We start from the raw sequence: 17,348 nt of genomic DNA, 5'->3' as shown, positions 1-17,348 counted from the left end.
TTGAAGTGGAGCTTACGCTGCAAAGCGGCCTCAGCTTCGCCAAATTGGATGAATCCGGCAAAGTCGTCATGAAAGACGGCCTGCCCGTTACGGAATCGTACCGCAGCAAAGTGCTTGAATTCCGCAAGACGGCCACGCCGGAGGAAGCGGAGAAAGGCATTCAGCCGAAATACAAGCCGGGCGACACGGTTACCGCCAATTTTAAAGTGGTGGCCAAAGGCAAACCTTGGCCGGTGACCCGCGAATATATGCTTACCGCCCGCAGTCCGGAAACCCGGGCCGCAATCGAAGGCGTGAAGGACGACAGCATCAAGGCGCAGTATGAGGCAAGCAAAAGCAACTTTATTTTGCTTCCCGCAGTAGGCGAAGCGGTGCGGACTTACGCCTACGGCTTATCGCCAACCGAATTGTTCAGCACGGACATCAAGTACATCACGCTGAACCTGTCCAACATCGAAGCTTACAATACGGGCAATGCGCAGACGCCTGCGAACTTTGACCTGTACCTTAAAGAAATCATTACCGGCAAACGTTACAAGGTTCCCGTACAGGATTCCGTGCTGATTCAGCCGACGGACGACGGCCTGACGGGCGATATGCGCATTACGTACCGGGGCGGCGATGAGGTTGACGCCGCAGGCCAGATCATTCAGGCCGGGCTTGGACCTGAGCTGCCGCTGGGCGAATATCAGGTGGAGCTCGATTACAAAGGCGGCGAATCGGGCGACGAAGATGCCCAGGAGCTGTACGATGTAACAACCGATCAGACCTTTGTTGTCTCGGACAATGAAGAAACCCGGATCAGGGAAGCCAACATTTTGGCGCTCTATAAAGAAAATGTAGACCTGAGCGGAGCGGCCGTCGGCCAGACCGTCAGGGAAGATCTGCTGGAGCAGCTTAACAGCCTGTTCCCGGGTGAACCGTTTACCTCGGGCAGCAGCCTGAAGGCACAGCTGGACGCGTTCAAGAAGACCAAAGCGCTGTTCGGCGTGGCGAGTAAAGCGGTTGACCCCGGATTCGACCTGGCCGAATTTATGGACGATGAGTCGCTGAAAGAGGTTCCGCTTTACAACTACCAGCTGTTTGAAACGGATGAAGAGCTGGAGGAGTTTGAAGAAGAAGAAGGCGCGGACCGTGAAGTGCTTGTGGTCATCCGCGGCATGATCAAACAGGTTGGCACCGGTGCGGAACAGCAGGTCGTGGTGGATACCCAAACCGAGCCGGCGATCATTAACGAAGCGGTTGCCTATAAAGGCAAAGACATGGTGTTTGTCCGCGGCAAACTCGATATTTTTAATGTGGCGGACCGGATCGACGGCTACGAGAACATGCCGTTCCTTGACACCCTGTTCATTAAGGGTGACGGAACGCTGAGCGTGGACGCCAGCGGATTTATTTTCCATGAAGGCGAATGGACGCTGGACTTCTTCAACGGCTTCAACAAATCCTCCGAGGACCCGGAAGACGAAGGCGATGACGAAGGAGACGAAGAAGAGGAAGAGCCGGGCGAAGAAGAAGGCGGCAAAGACGGCAACGGCGGCGTACCGGACAGCAAAGGCAATCCGGAAGACGACAGCCAAAACGGCAGCCTGAAATGGGCGGTCGGCGGTGTGGGCGACAGACTCAATCCGCTCAGACAAGTCATGCTGGAGCCGGTGTATTTCAATAAGCATTCCCTGTTCGCAGCGCCAAGCTTCAATATTGAAGGGTTTGGCCTCACGTTCAACGACTTTATTCTGCGCAACGGCGGCATCTCTTTCGGCGGATCGATTTCGCTGAAGGTGCTGGAGGCAGAGATCAATAATGTCGTGTTTAACAACGAAGGTTTTTACGGGATTGACGCCGCACTGAAATTCGATCTGATGGAGAGCATGGGCCTGTTTGCGCCCAAGAAAAAAGAAAACTCCAAAGTCGAAGGCGCAAGCGGCGAAATCAATATCACACATTATGTGGAGTACAACGAAGATCATCCGAACCAATACGGCCTGAAGTTCGATGCTGAACTGAAAAACATGCTGGAGGTCGGAATTGAGCTTGGACTGAAACAAGTGGCGGACGGCCGGGTGCTGCCCGATGTGATCGGATTCAGCACAACGCTGCCCGAACCGGGTATCCTTGTCACCGGCGCCACGTACCTGACGGCGGTCCGCGGCGCGGTCCGCGAGCTGGCTGACACCATTGCCGGAGGCTCAAGCAGCGATCCGTTCCCGCTGACGGTGGAAGCGGGCGTAGGCATGCGTTTCGGCATTACGCCGGCGTACTTCTTCGGCGATGTCGATCTGACCGTTAAACGTACGGGACTGAAGATCGAAGGCAAGCTGGATTTCTCCACCGAGCCGAGCGGCGAGGAACTGATGCCGATGCTGACCAAGGCGCTGCTGGAAGCCCAGTGGGTTACGCCGTGGTTCGTCAGAGTCGAAGCGGAAGTGGACATCGGCGGCTGGGATGTCATTATCGGCAAAGCGGGTATTTTTGTCGGACAAAATCTGGAGAAAAACCGGACCGACTTCGAAGGGTATATCGGATCAAGAGTCCAAATCCCGAGTGATGTGCCGCTTGTAGGCGGTATGCCGCTGTCGAGCGTGTTCTTCGGTATCAATAACGATAAAGTATGGGGCAGCATCGGGGTGCTGTTTATCTCGCTCGGCATTACGTATTACTGGGGCGGGGGAATTGAATTCGGCACATCCAGCGACAATCTGCCGGATGGACTGGTGCACCTGGTGGTCAACGATCCGGATCTTGGACCACGTCTGATGGTCATCGGGGAAGGCGCTACGACAGTGGCTACCTCCTGGATCGATACGGAAGAACTGAGCACGGAAATTACGTATCATGAGGTCGAAGAAGGTGTTCAAACCATCGAAAGCGATGCGATGAACATGGGCGTCGGCGGCATCGAATCGAGCGGCGGCGGAAGAGTGCATTCCATTCCGATGGGCGGCGTCTCCGGCAACGGCGTGATCGAGGTGCGCTATGACTCCAAAGAAATGCCGAAATTTACGCTTAAAAAGGCATCGGGTGAACTTTACCCGGTTATCTTTGACAACACCAACACGAATCCGAAAGCCAACGCCTTCACCCAGGTCATTTCCTCGGCTGATTCGGCGGACGGCACGGACATCCGCAGAGCGTATATTTTGATTAAACCTGAAGACGCGGTAAAAGGCGGCGTATGGACGCTTACCGCGGAAGATGCGGTGGAAACCAAGCTGCTGAACATTCCGACCGCACCGAAGCTGAATGAAATCAAGCTGGCGAACAATGAAGCCAGCCCGAACAAATTTACGGCCAGCTGGAAAGTGGAGAACGCGAAGGAAGGCGATACGATCAATCTGTATCTGTCGGAGGAGCCGGTGACGAATAACACGTCCAAGCTCGAAGACGGAACAACGATCCTGGAGCCGGGAGACGCGGGCATGCTGATCGCCAAAGGACTTCCTGTTGCGAAGAATGGCGGCGAAAACAGCGGCGTTACAAGCGGCAGCACCGAAATTGACGTTACCCAGGTGACCATGATGGGCGGCACCGAAGACATCCGCGGCCTGCTGAGACAAGGCGACTATTATCTGCGCGCGGAGCTGTCCTCGCAGTCCACTTTTGCCACCAAGACGTCGGCGGAAAAGTTTGAAATCATCGATCCGCTGGCACCCGGCGCGGTCAGTGATGTAAAGATTGAGCCGGCAGGCAACGGGCTGTTCGCCCTGTCGTTCAAACCGGCCGCTCACAAAGCGGGCCATGAAGGCTTTGAGCACAGCTATGTGATTGAAGCGCTGCGCAAAAACGGCGGGAAACTGGAGTCTTACTCCAATTTCGGCGAGATTTTGTTTACGGAAGATGAACTGAAGCCTTACTTTAATGAGGCGACCGGACGTTACGAAGACATTCCGGTTGGCGGCTGGACGGCGAACACGCCGCTCAGCACGGAGGGAATGGGAGAGAACGGCGAGTCCGGCCTGGCCCAAATCGACTTCACTAAAGAAGAAATCAAGTATACGGGACTTGAAGTAGGAGGCTACTATACGCTTGGCGTATCGGCGGCTACCAAGCCGACCGCGGCCAAAGACCCGAACGAAAACTACCACTATGCCGAAGCCGTCAACAGTTCTAACGAGCTGCTGCCGGTTCCGAAGCTGCCGAAATTGACAATCGGCATGGAAGGAGCAACGGTGGAGGGCGGCAAGTTCTACGAAGTGACCACAAGCAAAACCGAGCAGACGGTAGTGCTGTCCGCGGATCAGAACGTAGAGGTGACCGCTTATTACAACAATGAGCCGCTGCTGTCTGCGGATGGGAAACCGGTCAAGGCGACGGTTACCGCGGGGGCCAAAGCGAGCCTGCCGCTCGACAAGTTCCAGACGGACGGAAGATTCGCCGTTGAACTGCGGGCGCGCAGCCTGGCAACACGGGATGTGTCGGTAACCATGATGTATTTAAATGTGGATACCCTGGCGCCGGTGCTGTATCTGGAGCAGCCGACGACCGGACAGCGGACGGAGAACGGAAGTATTGCCGTTGTCGGCAGCACTTCCGCGGATACCGAACTTACGGTTGCCGGCACGAAGGTTGAAGTGGCCAAAGACGGCAGCTTCAACGCTCGGGTACCGGTGCCGAATAACGGACCGACGGCCGAGCTGCAATTCGTGGCCAAAGACAAAGCGGGCAACCGCAACAGCGCAGCCGTCAGCGTTACGAACGGCGGCTTTGAGGCTCCGGCTGAATTGATTGTGAAGCCGATCGGGAAGCAGCCGGGCGAAAGCGCGAAGCTTGAAGTGAGTCTGAGAAGATATACGGGCAAGGATCAGAACGGCAACCGGACCCATGAAGACAAGCCAGTGGCGCTGAATGATCCGAAGCTGTCCTACACTCTGGCTATTGGCGATACGGCCGAGCTTGCGAATGGTGTGGTGACAGGCACGGGCGTAGGTTCCAACCTGATCCGTGCGGAGTATGAAGTAGCGGAAGGCGTTACGCTGGAAGGAATGGCTGTGGCCAGCTTTGCTTACGACAAACCGGTGGCGCTTGGAACTATAGCGGTATCCGCCTCCCCGGTTAGCGGCAACAGTGCGGTTACGCGCCTGACCGTCAACGATGCCGGAGATATGACCGGACAGCAGTTGGCCTACAAGGTGTTCCATAACGGCACCCCGGCGGAAGTTCCGGCCTTTGAAGCTGATCTCAGCTCTTGGGAACTGCTTCCCGCTAACGGCATCATCCCGGCGTATTCAGGCGACATTCTTGTTGTCGCCAAGCGGACCTCCAGCGGCAAGCTGGCGATGGCCGCATCGGGATTGATCCCGGCACAGCTGTGGGGATCCCGTCCGTATGTTCCCGCACCTCCAACCCCGGGCATTCCGGGTACGATCGGCGGAGGCGGCGGTGGCGGTGGCGGTGGTGCAGCGGAGCCGGCGAAGGAACCGGCCAAAACGCCGGAAGGCGTAGAGGTGACGGTGAACGGCAAAGCGGCCGTTATTGAGTGGAGCGGCGCGGATGCGACTATCCACGTTACGGCGGATTCCGCTGGAACCGAAGGAGATGTAGTAGCAGCTACTTCGGATCGTCAGGCCAACAGCTTTACCTTTAAGGTAGACCGGGCGGTCATCGACCGTCTGATCCAGCAGGGCCGCAGCTTGATTCTTGAGCTGCCGCAAGGCCGATTGGAATGGACCGCAGACCGGCTTAAAACGGCAAACGGCGATCTGACAGTGACGCTTGGCAAAAACAGCCAGGCTGGAAAAGACAAAGTCGGCAGTATTGTGCAGGGACTGGGCGCATCCGTGCTTGCCGCGGGCGAAGGCATGACGCTGACGGCCAATGTGCCGGAAGCAAGCTGGACTCCGGCTCTGAAAGCAACGGTAAATCTTCCGGATGGCACGGCTGCAAACAAAGTAACGGCTGTCGTTCTCCTGGACGAAACGGGCAGCTGGACGACCCTGCCGTTTAAAGCGGCGGGTGCGGGCAGCGCGCTGGAGGTTCAGCTTACCGGACCGGGAAGCTTGTTCTTCCTGAGCGGCAGCAAGACCTTTAAAGATGTGCCTGCCGGACACTGGGCGGCGAAGAGCATTGCGGCTGCGGCTGCGAAGCTGATTGTGCTCGGCAAGAACAGCAGCGCGTTTGATCCGAACAGCAAGGTGACACGCGCCGAGTATCCGACGATTCTGCTGCGCGCAGCGGGCTTGATGAACCGCAGCGGAGAAGGAAGCTACGCCGATGTGAAGCAGGGCAGCTGGTATGAGCGCAGCGTATCGATTGCGGCGAAGCTCGGCATTGTCAACGGAACCAGCGGCGGAGCGTATTCTCCGCAGGCCGCGCTTACCCGTATGGAAGCGATGGCTATGGCCGGCAGACTGCTCGAAGCGGCAGGAGCCGGTGAAGAGCTGAGCGATGCGGAGACGACGGCGATTCTCGCCGCGTTTGAAGACCGCAGCACCCTTCCGGCATGGGCCCGGAAGCCTGTTGCACTGAGCATCAAAAACGGCATTATTCTTGGAGAACACAACCGGATTCAACCGAAGGACGCACTCACCCGTGCGCAGGCGGCAGCCATCGCCATCCGGCTGGAGGAGTTTTTGACCAAGTAACACGGATATCTGCGGCGGTCCCGCCTTTGAAGTAGAGAGGCGAGGCTGTCCGCCGGGTTCCTTAACTCAGTTTTTTTGCAAATTTCCCGGGGAGCGGCGGTTCAGTTAGAACTTAGCGGCCGGGAACGGCCTACAGCCGAATTAGGCGGCACGCGAAATCTATTTAGGTGGTGGAGTTATTGGCAAGGAAGCAGAGGTCCCTCCTCGCGTTCGGATTCACGCTGTTGTTTCTGGGCGTTGTCGCCGTTGCCGGCGGCCTGATGGCGAAAGCGGACGGGCAGACCTGGGATTCCGAAGCGGTGGTCTCATGGTACGATCCGACCTATCAGACGTATACCATTGACAGTGAAGAGAAGCTTGCGGGCATCGCACAGCTTGTAAATGACGATAAAGACGGTAAAATCGGGGGTTTCGCGAATAAAATCTTTGAGGTTACCCGCGATATGGATTTGTCCAGAGCGGTTTGGGTGCCGATCGGGACGGCGGACAAGCCGTTTCGGGGGACGCTGATCTCGAAGGGCGGCGCCACGTTTGAAATTAGAGGATTAAACGCCACAGGAAGTTATGATTATCAGGGTCTGGTCGGCCACATGGCTGGCGGAACTGTGGGCGGATTCCATTTTGTAAATGGCGCGGTCAGTGTAACCGGTGTGACTTATGATGTTTATGCGGGCTCCGCTGTCGGTAAAATGACCGGCAACAGCACCGTGTACAACATTGCGAACGAGATCCCTGTTGACGCGGACGGATCGCCCTTCCGCGCTTACGCGGGCGGGATTGTAGGCTCCGCCGAAGGTGCGGTCTCGAACTCCGAGAATGCGGGTCCGGTTACAGCGGGCCATCATGCTTTTGCCGGAGGGATCGTTGGTTATGTGGACGCAGCCGGCGCGAAGATTAAAAAGGTGGCCAACAGCGCTCCCGTTACGGTCAACGCCATGGGCGGACAAGGCGTGGCGGGCGGTATTGCGGGGAACGCGCTTGGCGCTTTGAACATGCATGAAGATGAGACGCCGATTATTAACTCCGGCGCGGTGACGGTAAACGGCGGCACCGTGAATTACGCCGGCGGGATTGTCGGCCGGGCGGAGAGAGCGGTCAGCTTCTCCAATCTGACAACCAGCGGCGGACAGGTAGAGATTGCAGCTCCGGACGCTGTGGGCAGCTATGCCGGGGGTCTGATTGGTTCGATTCAGTCGGCACAAGCAAATCCGGTGTTCCAGGTAACTTTTGCGCATACCGCTCCAGTCATCAACAATGGCGGAAGCCGGGTGTTCACCGGCGGTATCGCGGGTGAAATCGCCAGTCCGTTTACCTGGACAGAGAGCTACACGAATGCAAATGCCATTACCGCTTCGGGCAGCCAATTGGTGCATACGGGCGGTTTGATCGGCCACATCGACGGTGTTTTGTCCTTTGGCGGACAGGCAAAAAACACCGGTGCGATTGCAGTCAACGGCAAGCCGAATGAAGTCTATACCGGCGGACTTGTCGGCTTCTCCAGCAGCCGGGTGCTGCTGGAGAATGCAGGCAAAGAAGCGTACGCGAACAGCGGCAGCCTTACGGTGGATGCCGGAACAGGGGTCTACACGGGAGGCCTTACCGGCAACCGTGCGTATGCCCGTTCGGGCGGAACGCCGGTGACCAATGCGGTCAGCACGGGCGACATTACCGTAAACGGAACGGCCAAATTGTACACGGGCGGATTTGTTGGCATCGTGGACAAGGACGGCGCGGACCGGCTGATCTCCGGGGCGGCGTTCAAGAACTCCATCACCGTTCATGCGGAAGCCGCAACGCCTGAATCGCAGATTCGTACAGGCGGTATCGTCGGCTCCATGACGGGCGGCATCATTGATGGCGCGGCATACAGCGGCCGGATGCTGGTGACCGGCGGACTGAACGCTTACACAGGCGGCATTGCCGGTACTTTTGAAGAGGGCACGCTTCGCGGTTCGTCTGCCGCAGGAACTGCGGCGGCTTACGCTTCGGTTACAGCCGACGGCACCGTGGGCGGTCTGGCCGGCTACCTGAACGGGACACTGGAGAACTCCAAGGTGCGCTACACCGAATTTACCGCCACTTTTGCGGGCGGCGTAATCGGCGGCGCAGCGGGCAGCGCCCAAGGAACCGTAACGGGCATCACCGCAGGCGACAACGGTTATACGGGCTACGACAGTGTCCGTATCCAGACGAATATTCCCGGCTCGGTGGACGGCATCGACCGCATCACGGCGGGCGGCATCGTCGGGCTGAATGAGCAGGCGGTGAGCCTTACGGACAGCTCCGCAGCGCGGATTGCCATGCTTACGGACAGCGGCAGAAGCCATTATACGTTTGGTGCGATTGCCGGTACGTTAAGCGAAACGGCAAAGGTTGGACAAGCCGGTTCGCCGGTCCTCGTATCGGATATCGAGGCTGTTGTACAGGCGGCAAGCGGCACCTATGGCGGCGCGGTGGGCCTGAACCGTTCGCCTGAGCTTTACCTTCAGGCGGAACGCGTATCCATGCGGCTGACGGCGGATGCCGCGGCTGCAGGCGGTCTGCTGGGCGTAAACGAGGCGAACATCAGCCCGGATGCCAGCAGCTTGACCGCTTCCGATGTAACGTTTCAAGCGGAAAGCACGGCAGGACGGATCGGCGGCCTGTATGGCGTCAACCGGGGCAGTGTGCCTGCCAGCAAAGCGCAGCGTATCACGATTGAAGAAAGCGGCAGCACAAACAACGCGGGCGGCATCGCCGGTCTGAACGCCGGTACGCTTACCGATATGCATGCCGAGACGGTGGCGATCCGCTCCACTGGCGAGCGCGCCGAAATTGGCGGTATCGCTGGACGTTCCGAAGGCGCGGCTGACGGGACCCTCCGGGCAAAAATCGCAACTCCGCAGCTGCTGTCCGGTCCGGAAACACTGATCCGGGCTGAAGGGGAAGCTGCCCGGATCGGCGGCGTGGCCGGCTCCGCGGTACAGACCGAAATTTTGGTGCCTGTACTCCGTGCCGTAACGCCGGATACGGTTGATCTCGTGCTTACCGGCGCAAACGGCCAAATGGGCGGCATCGCCGGCTATGCCGGCGGCAGCATCGTAAGGGGCGACGCCAAAACGGTGAACCTCGAAAACGTGCTGATTACTGCTTCCGAGACTGCGGTGTCGGCAAAAGCCGGCGGATTGCTGGGCTTCAGCGACAAGTCGAGACTCGACAGCCTGGTCGGCAAAACGGTGAACCTGCTGGTTAGCGGTCCCCAGTCTTACACAGGCGGACTTGCGGGCCATCATGCAGGCTCTAACTCGGCGATTTTGACCCAAAACGTCATTACAGGATTCAGTGTAAAGGTGAATGACAAGGCGGAAGGCACGCTTGCAGGCGGCTTTGTGGGTCTGAACGATGCGCGGGAAACCGATCCTGCGGCGAATCCGTCCACGGCCATCAGCTCGATCCAGAACAGTCGGGTAGTCGGTTCGGTTACCTCCACGGCGCCGAACGCTTTGATCGGCGGCATGGCGGGCGAAAACCGGACTTTGATCGCCAATAACAGCATCGCCGACAAAAATACGGTGATCTCCAGAGGCGCAGGCTCCGTGGTAGGCGGCCTGGCTGCCAAAAATACGGCAAACGCTGCGCTGTACTACACGTACTCCAATGCGAATCTGACGGTGGAAGGCGCGGGCGCGCTGACAGGCGGTCTCGTAGGAGACAATGCCGGCCGGATTCAAGGTTCTTATGTGGACATCGACGTGACCAGTAAGGCGGCGGGCAAGCAGAACCAATCCGTTTTCCTTGGCGGTCTGGTTGGACGCAATACCGGTTCCATCGAGCAGTCTTACAGCGCGTCCAAGGTGACGGCCGATGGAGCTTACATGATCGTCGGCGGCCTGGTCGGCGAACATCGTGAAGGCACAATCAAAAACTCTTATGTAGCCAAAAGTGTAACGGCTGGCCGCTCCGGTTCCTATGCGGGCGGATTTGTTGGCCGGATTGTAAACGGCAAGGTTTCAAACAGTTATTCGGCGGCGGAGGTTACCGTGCTGCCGGCGGCTGCAGGTTCGTATGCGGGCGGTTTTGCCGGCCGTTACGATAATGCAAGCCGGGAGCTGCTGCTGAAATCCTACTATATTAAAGATGAAAGCAAAAACATCAACACCGATCTGCCCGATTTTGCAGAAGGGAACTACCGCTGGCAAAACGCCGGTGCGCGGCTCAGCACCATCCTGTCGGATACGCTCAGCGACCGGAAGGTATTCCCGGGATTGTCCGGCTGGGACTTTACAACAGCCTGGAAATACGGCTCTCTAAATGCCGAATACAAATATCCCGAAGTTAACCGTACCGCGAACACAGGCGGCGACGCCGGAAGCGGCGTGAACGCCAACATCAACTGGTATATGCGGGATAAGGATGCGATCCAGTTTGAGATCAAAAGCGAGGCGGAGCTGGCTGGTCTAGCCGCAATCGTCAATGGCTCGATCGTCGGCGTGGAGCCGTTTGATTTCGAAGGGCGTACCATCACGGTGGCGAACCCGATTCATATTCAGTCGAAGCAGTGGGAGCCGATCGGGGCTTCAGAAGAGCTTGCTTTTGAAGGAACGTTTGACGGCGGCAGCCATTTGATCGACGGCTTGACCGTACTGGCGGTTCACGATTATTCCGGCTTGTTTGGAGTAACAGGTAAACTGGCGGAAATCAAGAACGTCAATCTCGAACCGCTGTCGGTAGCGGGCAACCGTTATACAGGTACTCTTGCCGGCTTGAATTTGGGTGAAGTATCCGCTGTACGCATCCATCTAACGGACGGCGCCAAAGTAGCCGGCGGCATCGTAGGCGGCGTGATCGGCCGGAACACCGGTTCCATCAAATCGCTGAATCTCGTTCTTGACGGGGGCGGACGCGTAGAAGCGGTGTATGCAAACTCCGTTGCCGGCGGCATCGTCGGTGAGAACCGTTCGGCACTGGAAAAAGAAACGTTTTCGATCACAGGAGCCGGCGGCAGCATCGGCAGCACAGTCGATCAAGCGGTGATCGGCGGCGCTGTGGGTGTGCAGGAAGGCAACGTTACAGCTATTTCGATGGATGTTGTGTCCGGCTACCGGATTGCCGCATCGGGTGAAGGCAGCGTTGTCGGCGGCGTAATCGGACGCCATGTTTCGGGGAAAGCCGAGAACTTGACGCTGTCCTTTAAGGATGGTGCGGTTGAAGCATCCGGAACGGATTCCGTGCTGGGCGGCATCATCGGTTATTCCGAGACCGGCAGCACTCTGGCAGAACTGAAAGTTACCGCTGATGCGGCAGGCGAGCAGCTTGTCGGCGGCGGAACGATCGGCGGCATTGTCGGCGTGAAGGAAGGCCAGGGAACCAACCGGTTTGATCTGGAAAATTCTTCAGTCGGCCAAATTGGCATAAAAGCTTCGTCCGCAGCCCGGTCCGTGGCCGGCGGCATTGCCGGTAAGCTGCAAAATGCGGCGGTGCACAAGCTGGAAGCGGCCGCGGTCATCCGCGGCGGCGGAGAGACGGTTTATGCAGGCGGCATCGCCGGTCAAGCGATGGATTCGATTATTGACCAAGCTGCCGTTAAACCGGATATCACGGTTCAAGGTTCGGAAGGCGAAAGCGCCGCAGGCGGTGCTGCAGGTCTGTTGGAGACTACGGGCATCCACCAGTCCTTTGACTTCGGCCGCCAAGCTCCGCTCTACAGAGGGGCTTACCATGTTGAGGTAAAAGACGGCTCCGTCCGGCTGAACGGCGCTGGCTCCAAAGCCGAGCTTGCAGTGGGCGGTCTGACCGGCGTGAACCGGTCGGCGTCAATTTATGAATCAAAATCCGCAGCGGACGTTGCGGCAAACGGCGGACGCTCCATTACGGCCGGCGGTATCACCGGCGTGAGCAGCAGCGGGATTACGGTCAGCTCGTCGTTTAGCGGCGGAGTGAATGCCGAAGGCAGCACCCGTTACCGCGTAGGCGGCATTGCGGGAGCGGCCGAACATGGTGAATTCCATTACACCAAAGCGCTTGCTTCCGGCGGCAAGACCATTGCGGCGGGAACCTCCGTTACGCTTGAGGACACCCTGCCGTTTACACGTGCCGGCGGGTTCGCCGGAACAGCGGATCATACCAAAATTACGCATTCCTACTCGGAGATCCCGGTAGAGGTGAAGAACTCGAATGCGGATGATGCCATTGCGGCGGGCGGTTTTGCCGGCCTGCTGGGCGAGCTGGATTTGGGTGAAGGCACGATTCATCATGCCTATGCCGCAGGACCGGTTACGGTCAGCTCGGTCAGCGGATCTTATGCGGGCGGTTTTGCCGGGTCGGCAGACCACTATAAGATCAGCGAAGCATATGCATCAGGCAATATCAGCAATACCGGCCTCGACACACGCACAGGCGGCTTCGCCGCTGTAGTGGAACGGGCGGGAAGCATTGAACGCTCTTATGCACTGCAGGCAAAAGTGGAAGCGGCGGGAACCAAGTCGGCTACCCGTTCGTACACGGGCGGTTTTGCAGGGTACAACGACGGCTTCATCAAAGAGGTTTATGCGCATGTAGGAGTCATCGGCGTAAAAGCCGAGGGCAGTAATGTGTACAAAGGCGCTCTTATCGGTTACAACTTCCGCGACGGAAAAGTAAACGCATCGACCTACACGGGGCCGGCTTCCCTGGCTGCGGTGGGACGTAATGCGGGCGCTGCGGCGGAAGCTGCGGCTGTGGAGGCTTACAGTCCGCTGGAAACGGGCAGCTGGTATTATGATTATGAGACTAATCTGACGCTTAACAGCACATCGGCATCCGTGCCGGTACTCAGCGAAGCCCAGCTTCGCGGAGAGGTGCTCTTGAACAATGCAGGAGGACTGGATTACTACCGTCTCTATAACCGTACCGCCAATGCAATTCCGGCAAGAGGTACCATTACACTCGGAGCGGACATTGAGCTGCACGGCGGCTGGATTCCTTTTGAAGGCTTCTCCGGCGTAATTGACGGACAAGGCCATGTCATTCGCGGGCTGCGTCTGATTTCGGAAAAAGACGGCACAGGTTTCGTCACCGAAAACACCGGCGTTATCCGCAATGTAATCTTCGAACAGCCGGTTGTATCCGGCGTTAAGGCGGTGGGTATCGCAGCCGGACGCAACATGGGTACGCTGGAGGGTGTTACAGTTAAGGACGTTACGGTGTCGGGCGAAACGGAAATCGGCGGTATCGCCGGTGTAAACAGCGGCACGATCAACGGCGCGGCTGCCCATGGCCAGCTCACCTTTAAAGGCGAGCTTGCAGGCGGCATTGCCGGTGTCAACGAAGGCCAAATCAGCACGTCGGTGTCCTCCGTGGCTGTATCGGCTGAACAAGCGGCGGAACGCAGCGTTACGCTTGGCGGTATCGCCGGTGTTAACGCCCCGGCTGGAGACATCCGCCAGTCGGCTGCTTACGGCGAGCTTCGCGCGGAAGCCAAGGCAGCAGCAGCCGGCGGCATCGCCGGACGCAACGAAGGCAAGCTGCACGCCGTGATGTACACCGGACGCGTCGCCGTATCGGGTGCGGATCGTGTGCAGGCTGGCGGGATTGCAGGTCTTACCGCAGGCGGTTCCTTATCCGGCGCGGTAGGTGCAGGCGAGATCGTCGCCTCAACGGAAGGCCGGATTATTCCGGGCCGGACGTTCTTCGGCGGCATCGCCGGCCAGGCGGACGGAACGGACATCAGCGGCACAGTTTACAACCGTCAGCTGCTGAAGACGGACACCGCTTATTACAATGAAGCTGGCGTAAGAGTAGCCGGTGACAACGCTCAAGCAGCCGGTTTAACGGCTGAGGCGCTTGCGGCCGCCAAACTGCCGGAGACGCTTGCTGCGGACGAATGGTCCGCACAGGCGGGATGGTACCCGCAGCTGAAGAGTCTGCAGGGCAAGGATGCTTCGGTGCTCGCTTCCGCAGCCGTCCTCTGGGACAGCAAGGATTCGATCAACAAGGTGCGCGCGCCGTTTGGCTTGTCCGCAGGCAATGGGCTCGCCTGGAGCGTGGAATCCGGCGCTGTGAAGCTGGAATCGGGCAAAGGCACGCTGCAGGGAGAAGATCCGGTGGTTCTAACCGCATCGGTTAACGGATTGACCCGGAAGCTGACCCTTGCTGAACCTGCGGTAGTGTTCCGCGACCAGGCGGCTGTGCCGGTGCTGGTATCGGGAACCTCTCCTTTCGAGAAGGAGACCACGGTTGTTCTTGCGCCTGGGGAGCCGGACGGAACGATTTTCTACACACTTGACGGCAGCAAACCCGATTTGAATTCCAAAGTGTATTCGGGTCCGATTTTGATTAAGGAAGCGGCTGAACTTCGCGCTTTCGCAGCTGGTGAAGAAAAAGAGCCGAGCAGCGAACTGGCCGTCCGCTTCACGAAGCTTCCGGCTTCGCCTGCACCAAGTCCGACGCCTCCTCCGGCTGGCGGCGGTGGCGGTGGTGGTGGCGGCGGCGGAGTAGTGCTCCTGCCGTCTCCGACACCTAAGCCGACCCCGACCCCGGCTCCTGCGTTAACGCTGGAGATCGGTAAAGGCGCGGTCGACGCTCCGGACGGCAAGCCGGTTCCGGTGGCGGTGAACAGCAAGCTGATGCTGAACGCCCCAGCGGGCAAAGCGATCTACTATACGATCGACGGCACCGATCCGACGGCAAAGAGCATCCGGTATACCGGAGAGATTTTGATTACAAAAAGTATGACCATCAAGGCAATTACCGAGGGAGATGACCGGATTGTCTCCGCCACCTTCACGGTAAGCCCGGCAGGCTACAGCATGAAAGAAAATGCCTCCGAGGTCCGCTACATTTCGGGTTACAGCAACGGGCAGTTTAAGCCGAATGCGGCCATCACCCGGTTTGAGTTGATTGAAGCGCTGGCTCCGCTGCTGGATATGGAGGATGTGACGGTAGGGCACTTCTTTACCGATGTGAAGGCAGGGCAGGAAGATCTCGTCGCGTTCTTTACCTCAGCCGGAATTATTCAGGGTTACCCGAACGGTACCTTTGGCGGAGAAAAAGGCCTGACCCGTGCGGAGTTTGCAGTGATTGTCACTCGGATTCTCAACCTGGATACTGAAGGAGCCGTCAAAACAAAGCTGAAAGACGTGAGCAATCACTGGTCAGCCAAGTACGTCAGCGCTCTGATTCAGGCAGGATATGTTCAGGGCTTCCCGGATGGGACCTTTAAACCGCAAAGCCAGATTACCCGCGCGCAAGCGGTCGTTCTGATCAATCGCATTATCGGCAAAAAAGGAACGGCGGAAGGAACGAAATACACCGACCTGAAGCCTTCCCATTGGGCTTACAAGGAAATCACGGCCGCATCCGAATAAGGGTGCGGGCCGTGCGGAAATAAGCATTAAAGGAGAAATGACATGAAAGCAAAAGTTATCGTCTGCTGTCTTTGGATTTCGGTGCTGCTGGCCGGCGTGATGACATGGAATACCGGGAGCGCTTCTGCTCCCGCCGCGCTGAATGCGGAAGATACCTATGTGAAGGCGGAGCGGGCCCTGTTTTATATCCGCGTGGTAGGCAATGAGAACAAAGCCAATTCGGCCGGTTCGGGTATCGTGTTGTCAAAAGGCGGCACGGCGGTAACGGCTTATCATGTCGTCAAAAACGCGGGCCGGATTGAAGGGATATTCAATGACGGCACGGTGGTCAGTCCGATTAAAGTTGTTCAATATAATGAAACAACAGATGTCGCTGTGCTGGAGCTTCCGAACCCGCAAACTGCCAAGGTCAAAGGCGGAGCTTACCCGTTCCTTCCGGTTCGGGGAGACGATCTGCGGCATGGCGAAAAAGTATTTGCACTGGGTTACCCGCTAAAAAATACACCGGTCATCACCGAAGGGATTGTCAATAATCCAGCCGCTGTCATCAATGGCCGTGAACGGATTTTGACTTCGGCTCAAGTGGTCAGCGGAATGTCCGGCGGTCCTCTTATCGATGAAAAAGGGGAGCTGGCCGGCGTTATCTCCGGTTCGCTGCGGACGATGGACAATATTCATCTGGCGGCGGATATGGACGATCTGCGCGAGGTGCTGCCGGCTGTTATGAAGTGATTGCATAAAAGCTGCCCGTATTGCGGTCAGAAGCCGCAAGGGCAGCTTTTTATTTTGCCGGGAACGTAAAGAGGTCGATAGAGGGCAGGAGCAGCGGCGTATACGCGGTTTGGCTTCATAACCGGAAAGGAGAAGGAAGAGGATGATTACCGCCTATTTGTTGGACGCGAACCACGAAGATTTACAGCAGCTAAAGATCATGCTGGAGAGCACAGGGAAAGTCGCCGTTGTCGGCATGTCCTTGAATCCGCGGGAGGCGGTAAACGAGATTGAGCGGCTTTGCCCCAGAGTGCTGTTTCTGGAAATGCAGTTTCCGGACCTTGAGGGAAGGACCATTGCCGAACAGCTTAAAGGGCTGTGCCCCGATCTAAAAATCATCGTTGTTACTTCCAGCAAACGTTATGCCTTATGGGCGTTTGAGCATGAAATCGCCGATTATGTGCTGAAGCCGCTCCAGGAGTGCCGGGTATGCGATGCTTTGACCCGTGTGAGATAGATGGACCAAAAAGAAGCCTTGGCTGTACAGCACACAGCCAGGCTTCTTTTTCAATATATTTCCTGTTGCGCAATGTGATGATTGCATGGTATATTCTTATTCCGGCCGCGAGATAATAAAGCGGAGCTGAAAAAAAGAAATAAAAAAAGCTTGCAAATCTTCGCCGGACATGATATATTATAAAAGTTGCTGCTGACGCGGTAACGACGAACGAAA

4 protein-coding genes are annotated in these 17,348 nt (G+C 57.6%); all 4 read left to right on the top strand.

What is annotated here, in order from left to right; all coding sequences use genetic code 11:
* Positions 1-1,862: 1,862 nt before the first annotated feature.
* The 4 genes from ACE6ED_RS28135 to ACE6ED_RS28120 all read left to right on the top strand — a co-directional run bounded on the left by ACE6ED_RS28135 (position 1,863) and on the right by ACE6ED_RS28120 (position 17,132).
* Entirely contained in the window at positions 1,863-6,581 is a 4,719-nt protein-coding gene (locus ACE6ED_RS28135) for an S-layer homology domain-containing protein (RefSeq protein ID WP_410830775.1), read from the top strand.
* A gap of 179 nt (positions 6,582-6,760) precedes the next feature.
* Entirely contained in the window at positions 6,761-15,904 is a 9,144-nt protein-coding gene (locus ACE6ED_RS28130; protein ID WP_410830769.1) for an S-layer homology domain-containing protein, read from the top strand.
* Between the two features lie 42 nt (positions 15,905-15,946).
* A complete protein-coding gene (locus tag ACE6ED_RS28125) occupies positions 15,947-16,636 on the top strand; it encodes a S1C family serine protease (RefSeq protein WP_410830768.1) in 690 nt (229 codons plus the stop codon).
* A 142-nt stretch (positions 16,637-16,778) separates the two neighbouring features.
* Positions 16,779-17,132, top strand: coding sequence for a LytR/AlgR family response regulator transcription factor (locus ACE6ED_RS28120; RefSeq protein ID WP_410830767.1), 354 nt, complete (start codon positions 16,779-16,781; stop codon positions 17,130-17,132).
* The last annotated feature ends 216 nt before the right edge of the window (positions 17,133-17,348 follow it).

This window comes from Paenibacillus nanchangensis, from assembly GCF_046543445.1.
GTDB lineage: Bacteria > Bacillota > Bacilli > Paenibacillales > Paenibacillaceae > Paenibacillus_AQ > Paenibacillus_AQ nanchangensis.
The sequence above is the reverse complement of the archived record's forward strand: the minus strand, read 5'-3'. Positions and strand labels throughout refer to the sequence as shown.

Coding starts and splice junctions, on each gene's coding strand:
- ACE6ED_RS28135 (WP_410830775.1), top strand. CDS start 1,863: ATGGAGAGCATGGGCCTGTTTGCGCCCAAGAAAAAAGAAAACTCCAAA.
- ACE6ED_RS28125 (WP_410830768.1), top strand. CDS start 15,947: ATGAAAGCAAAAGTTATCGTCTGCTGTCTTTGGATTTCGGTGCTGCTG.
- ACE6ED_RS28120 (WP_410830767.1), top strand. CDS start 16,779: ATGATTACCGCCTATTTGTTGGACGCGAACCACGAAGATTTACAGCAG.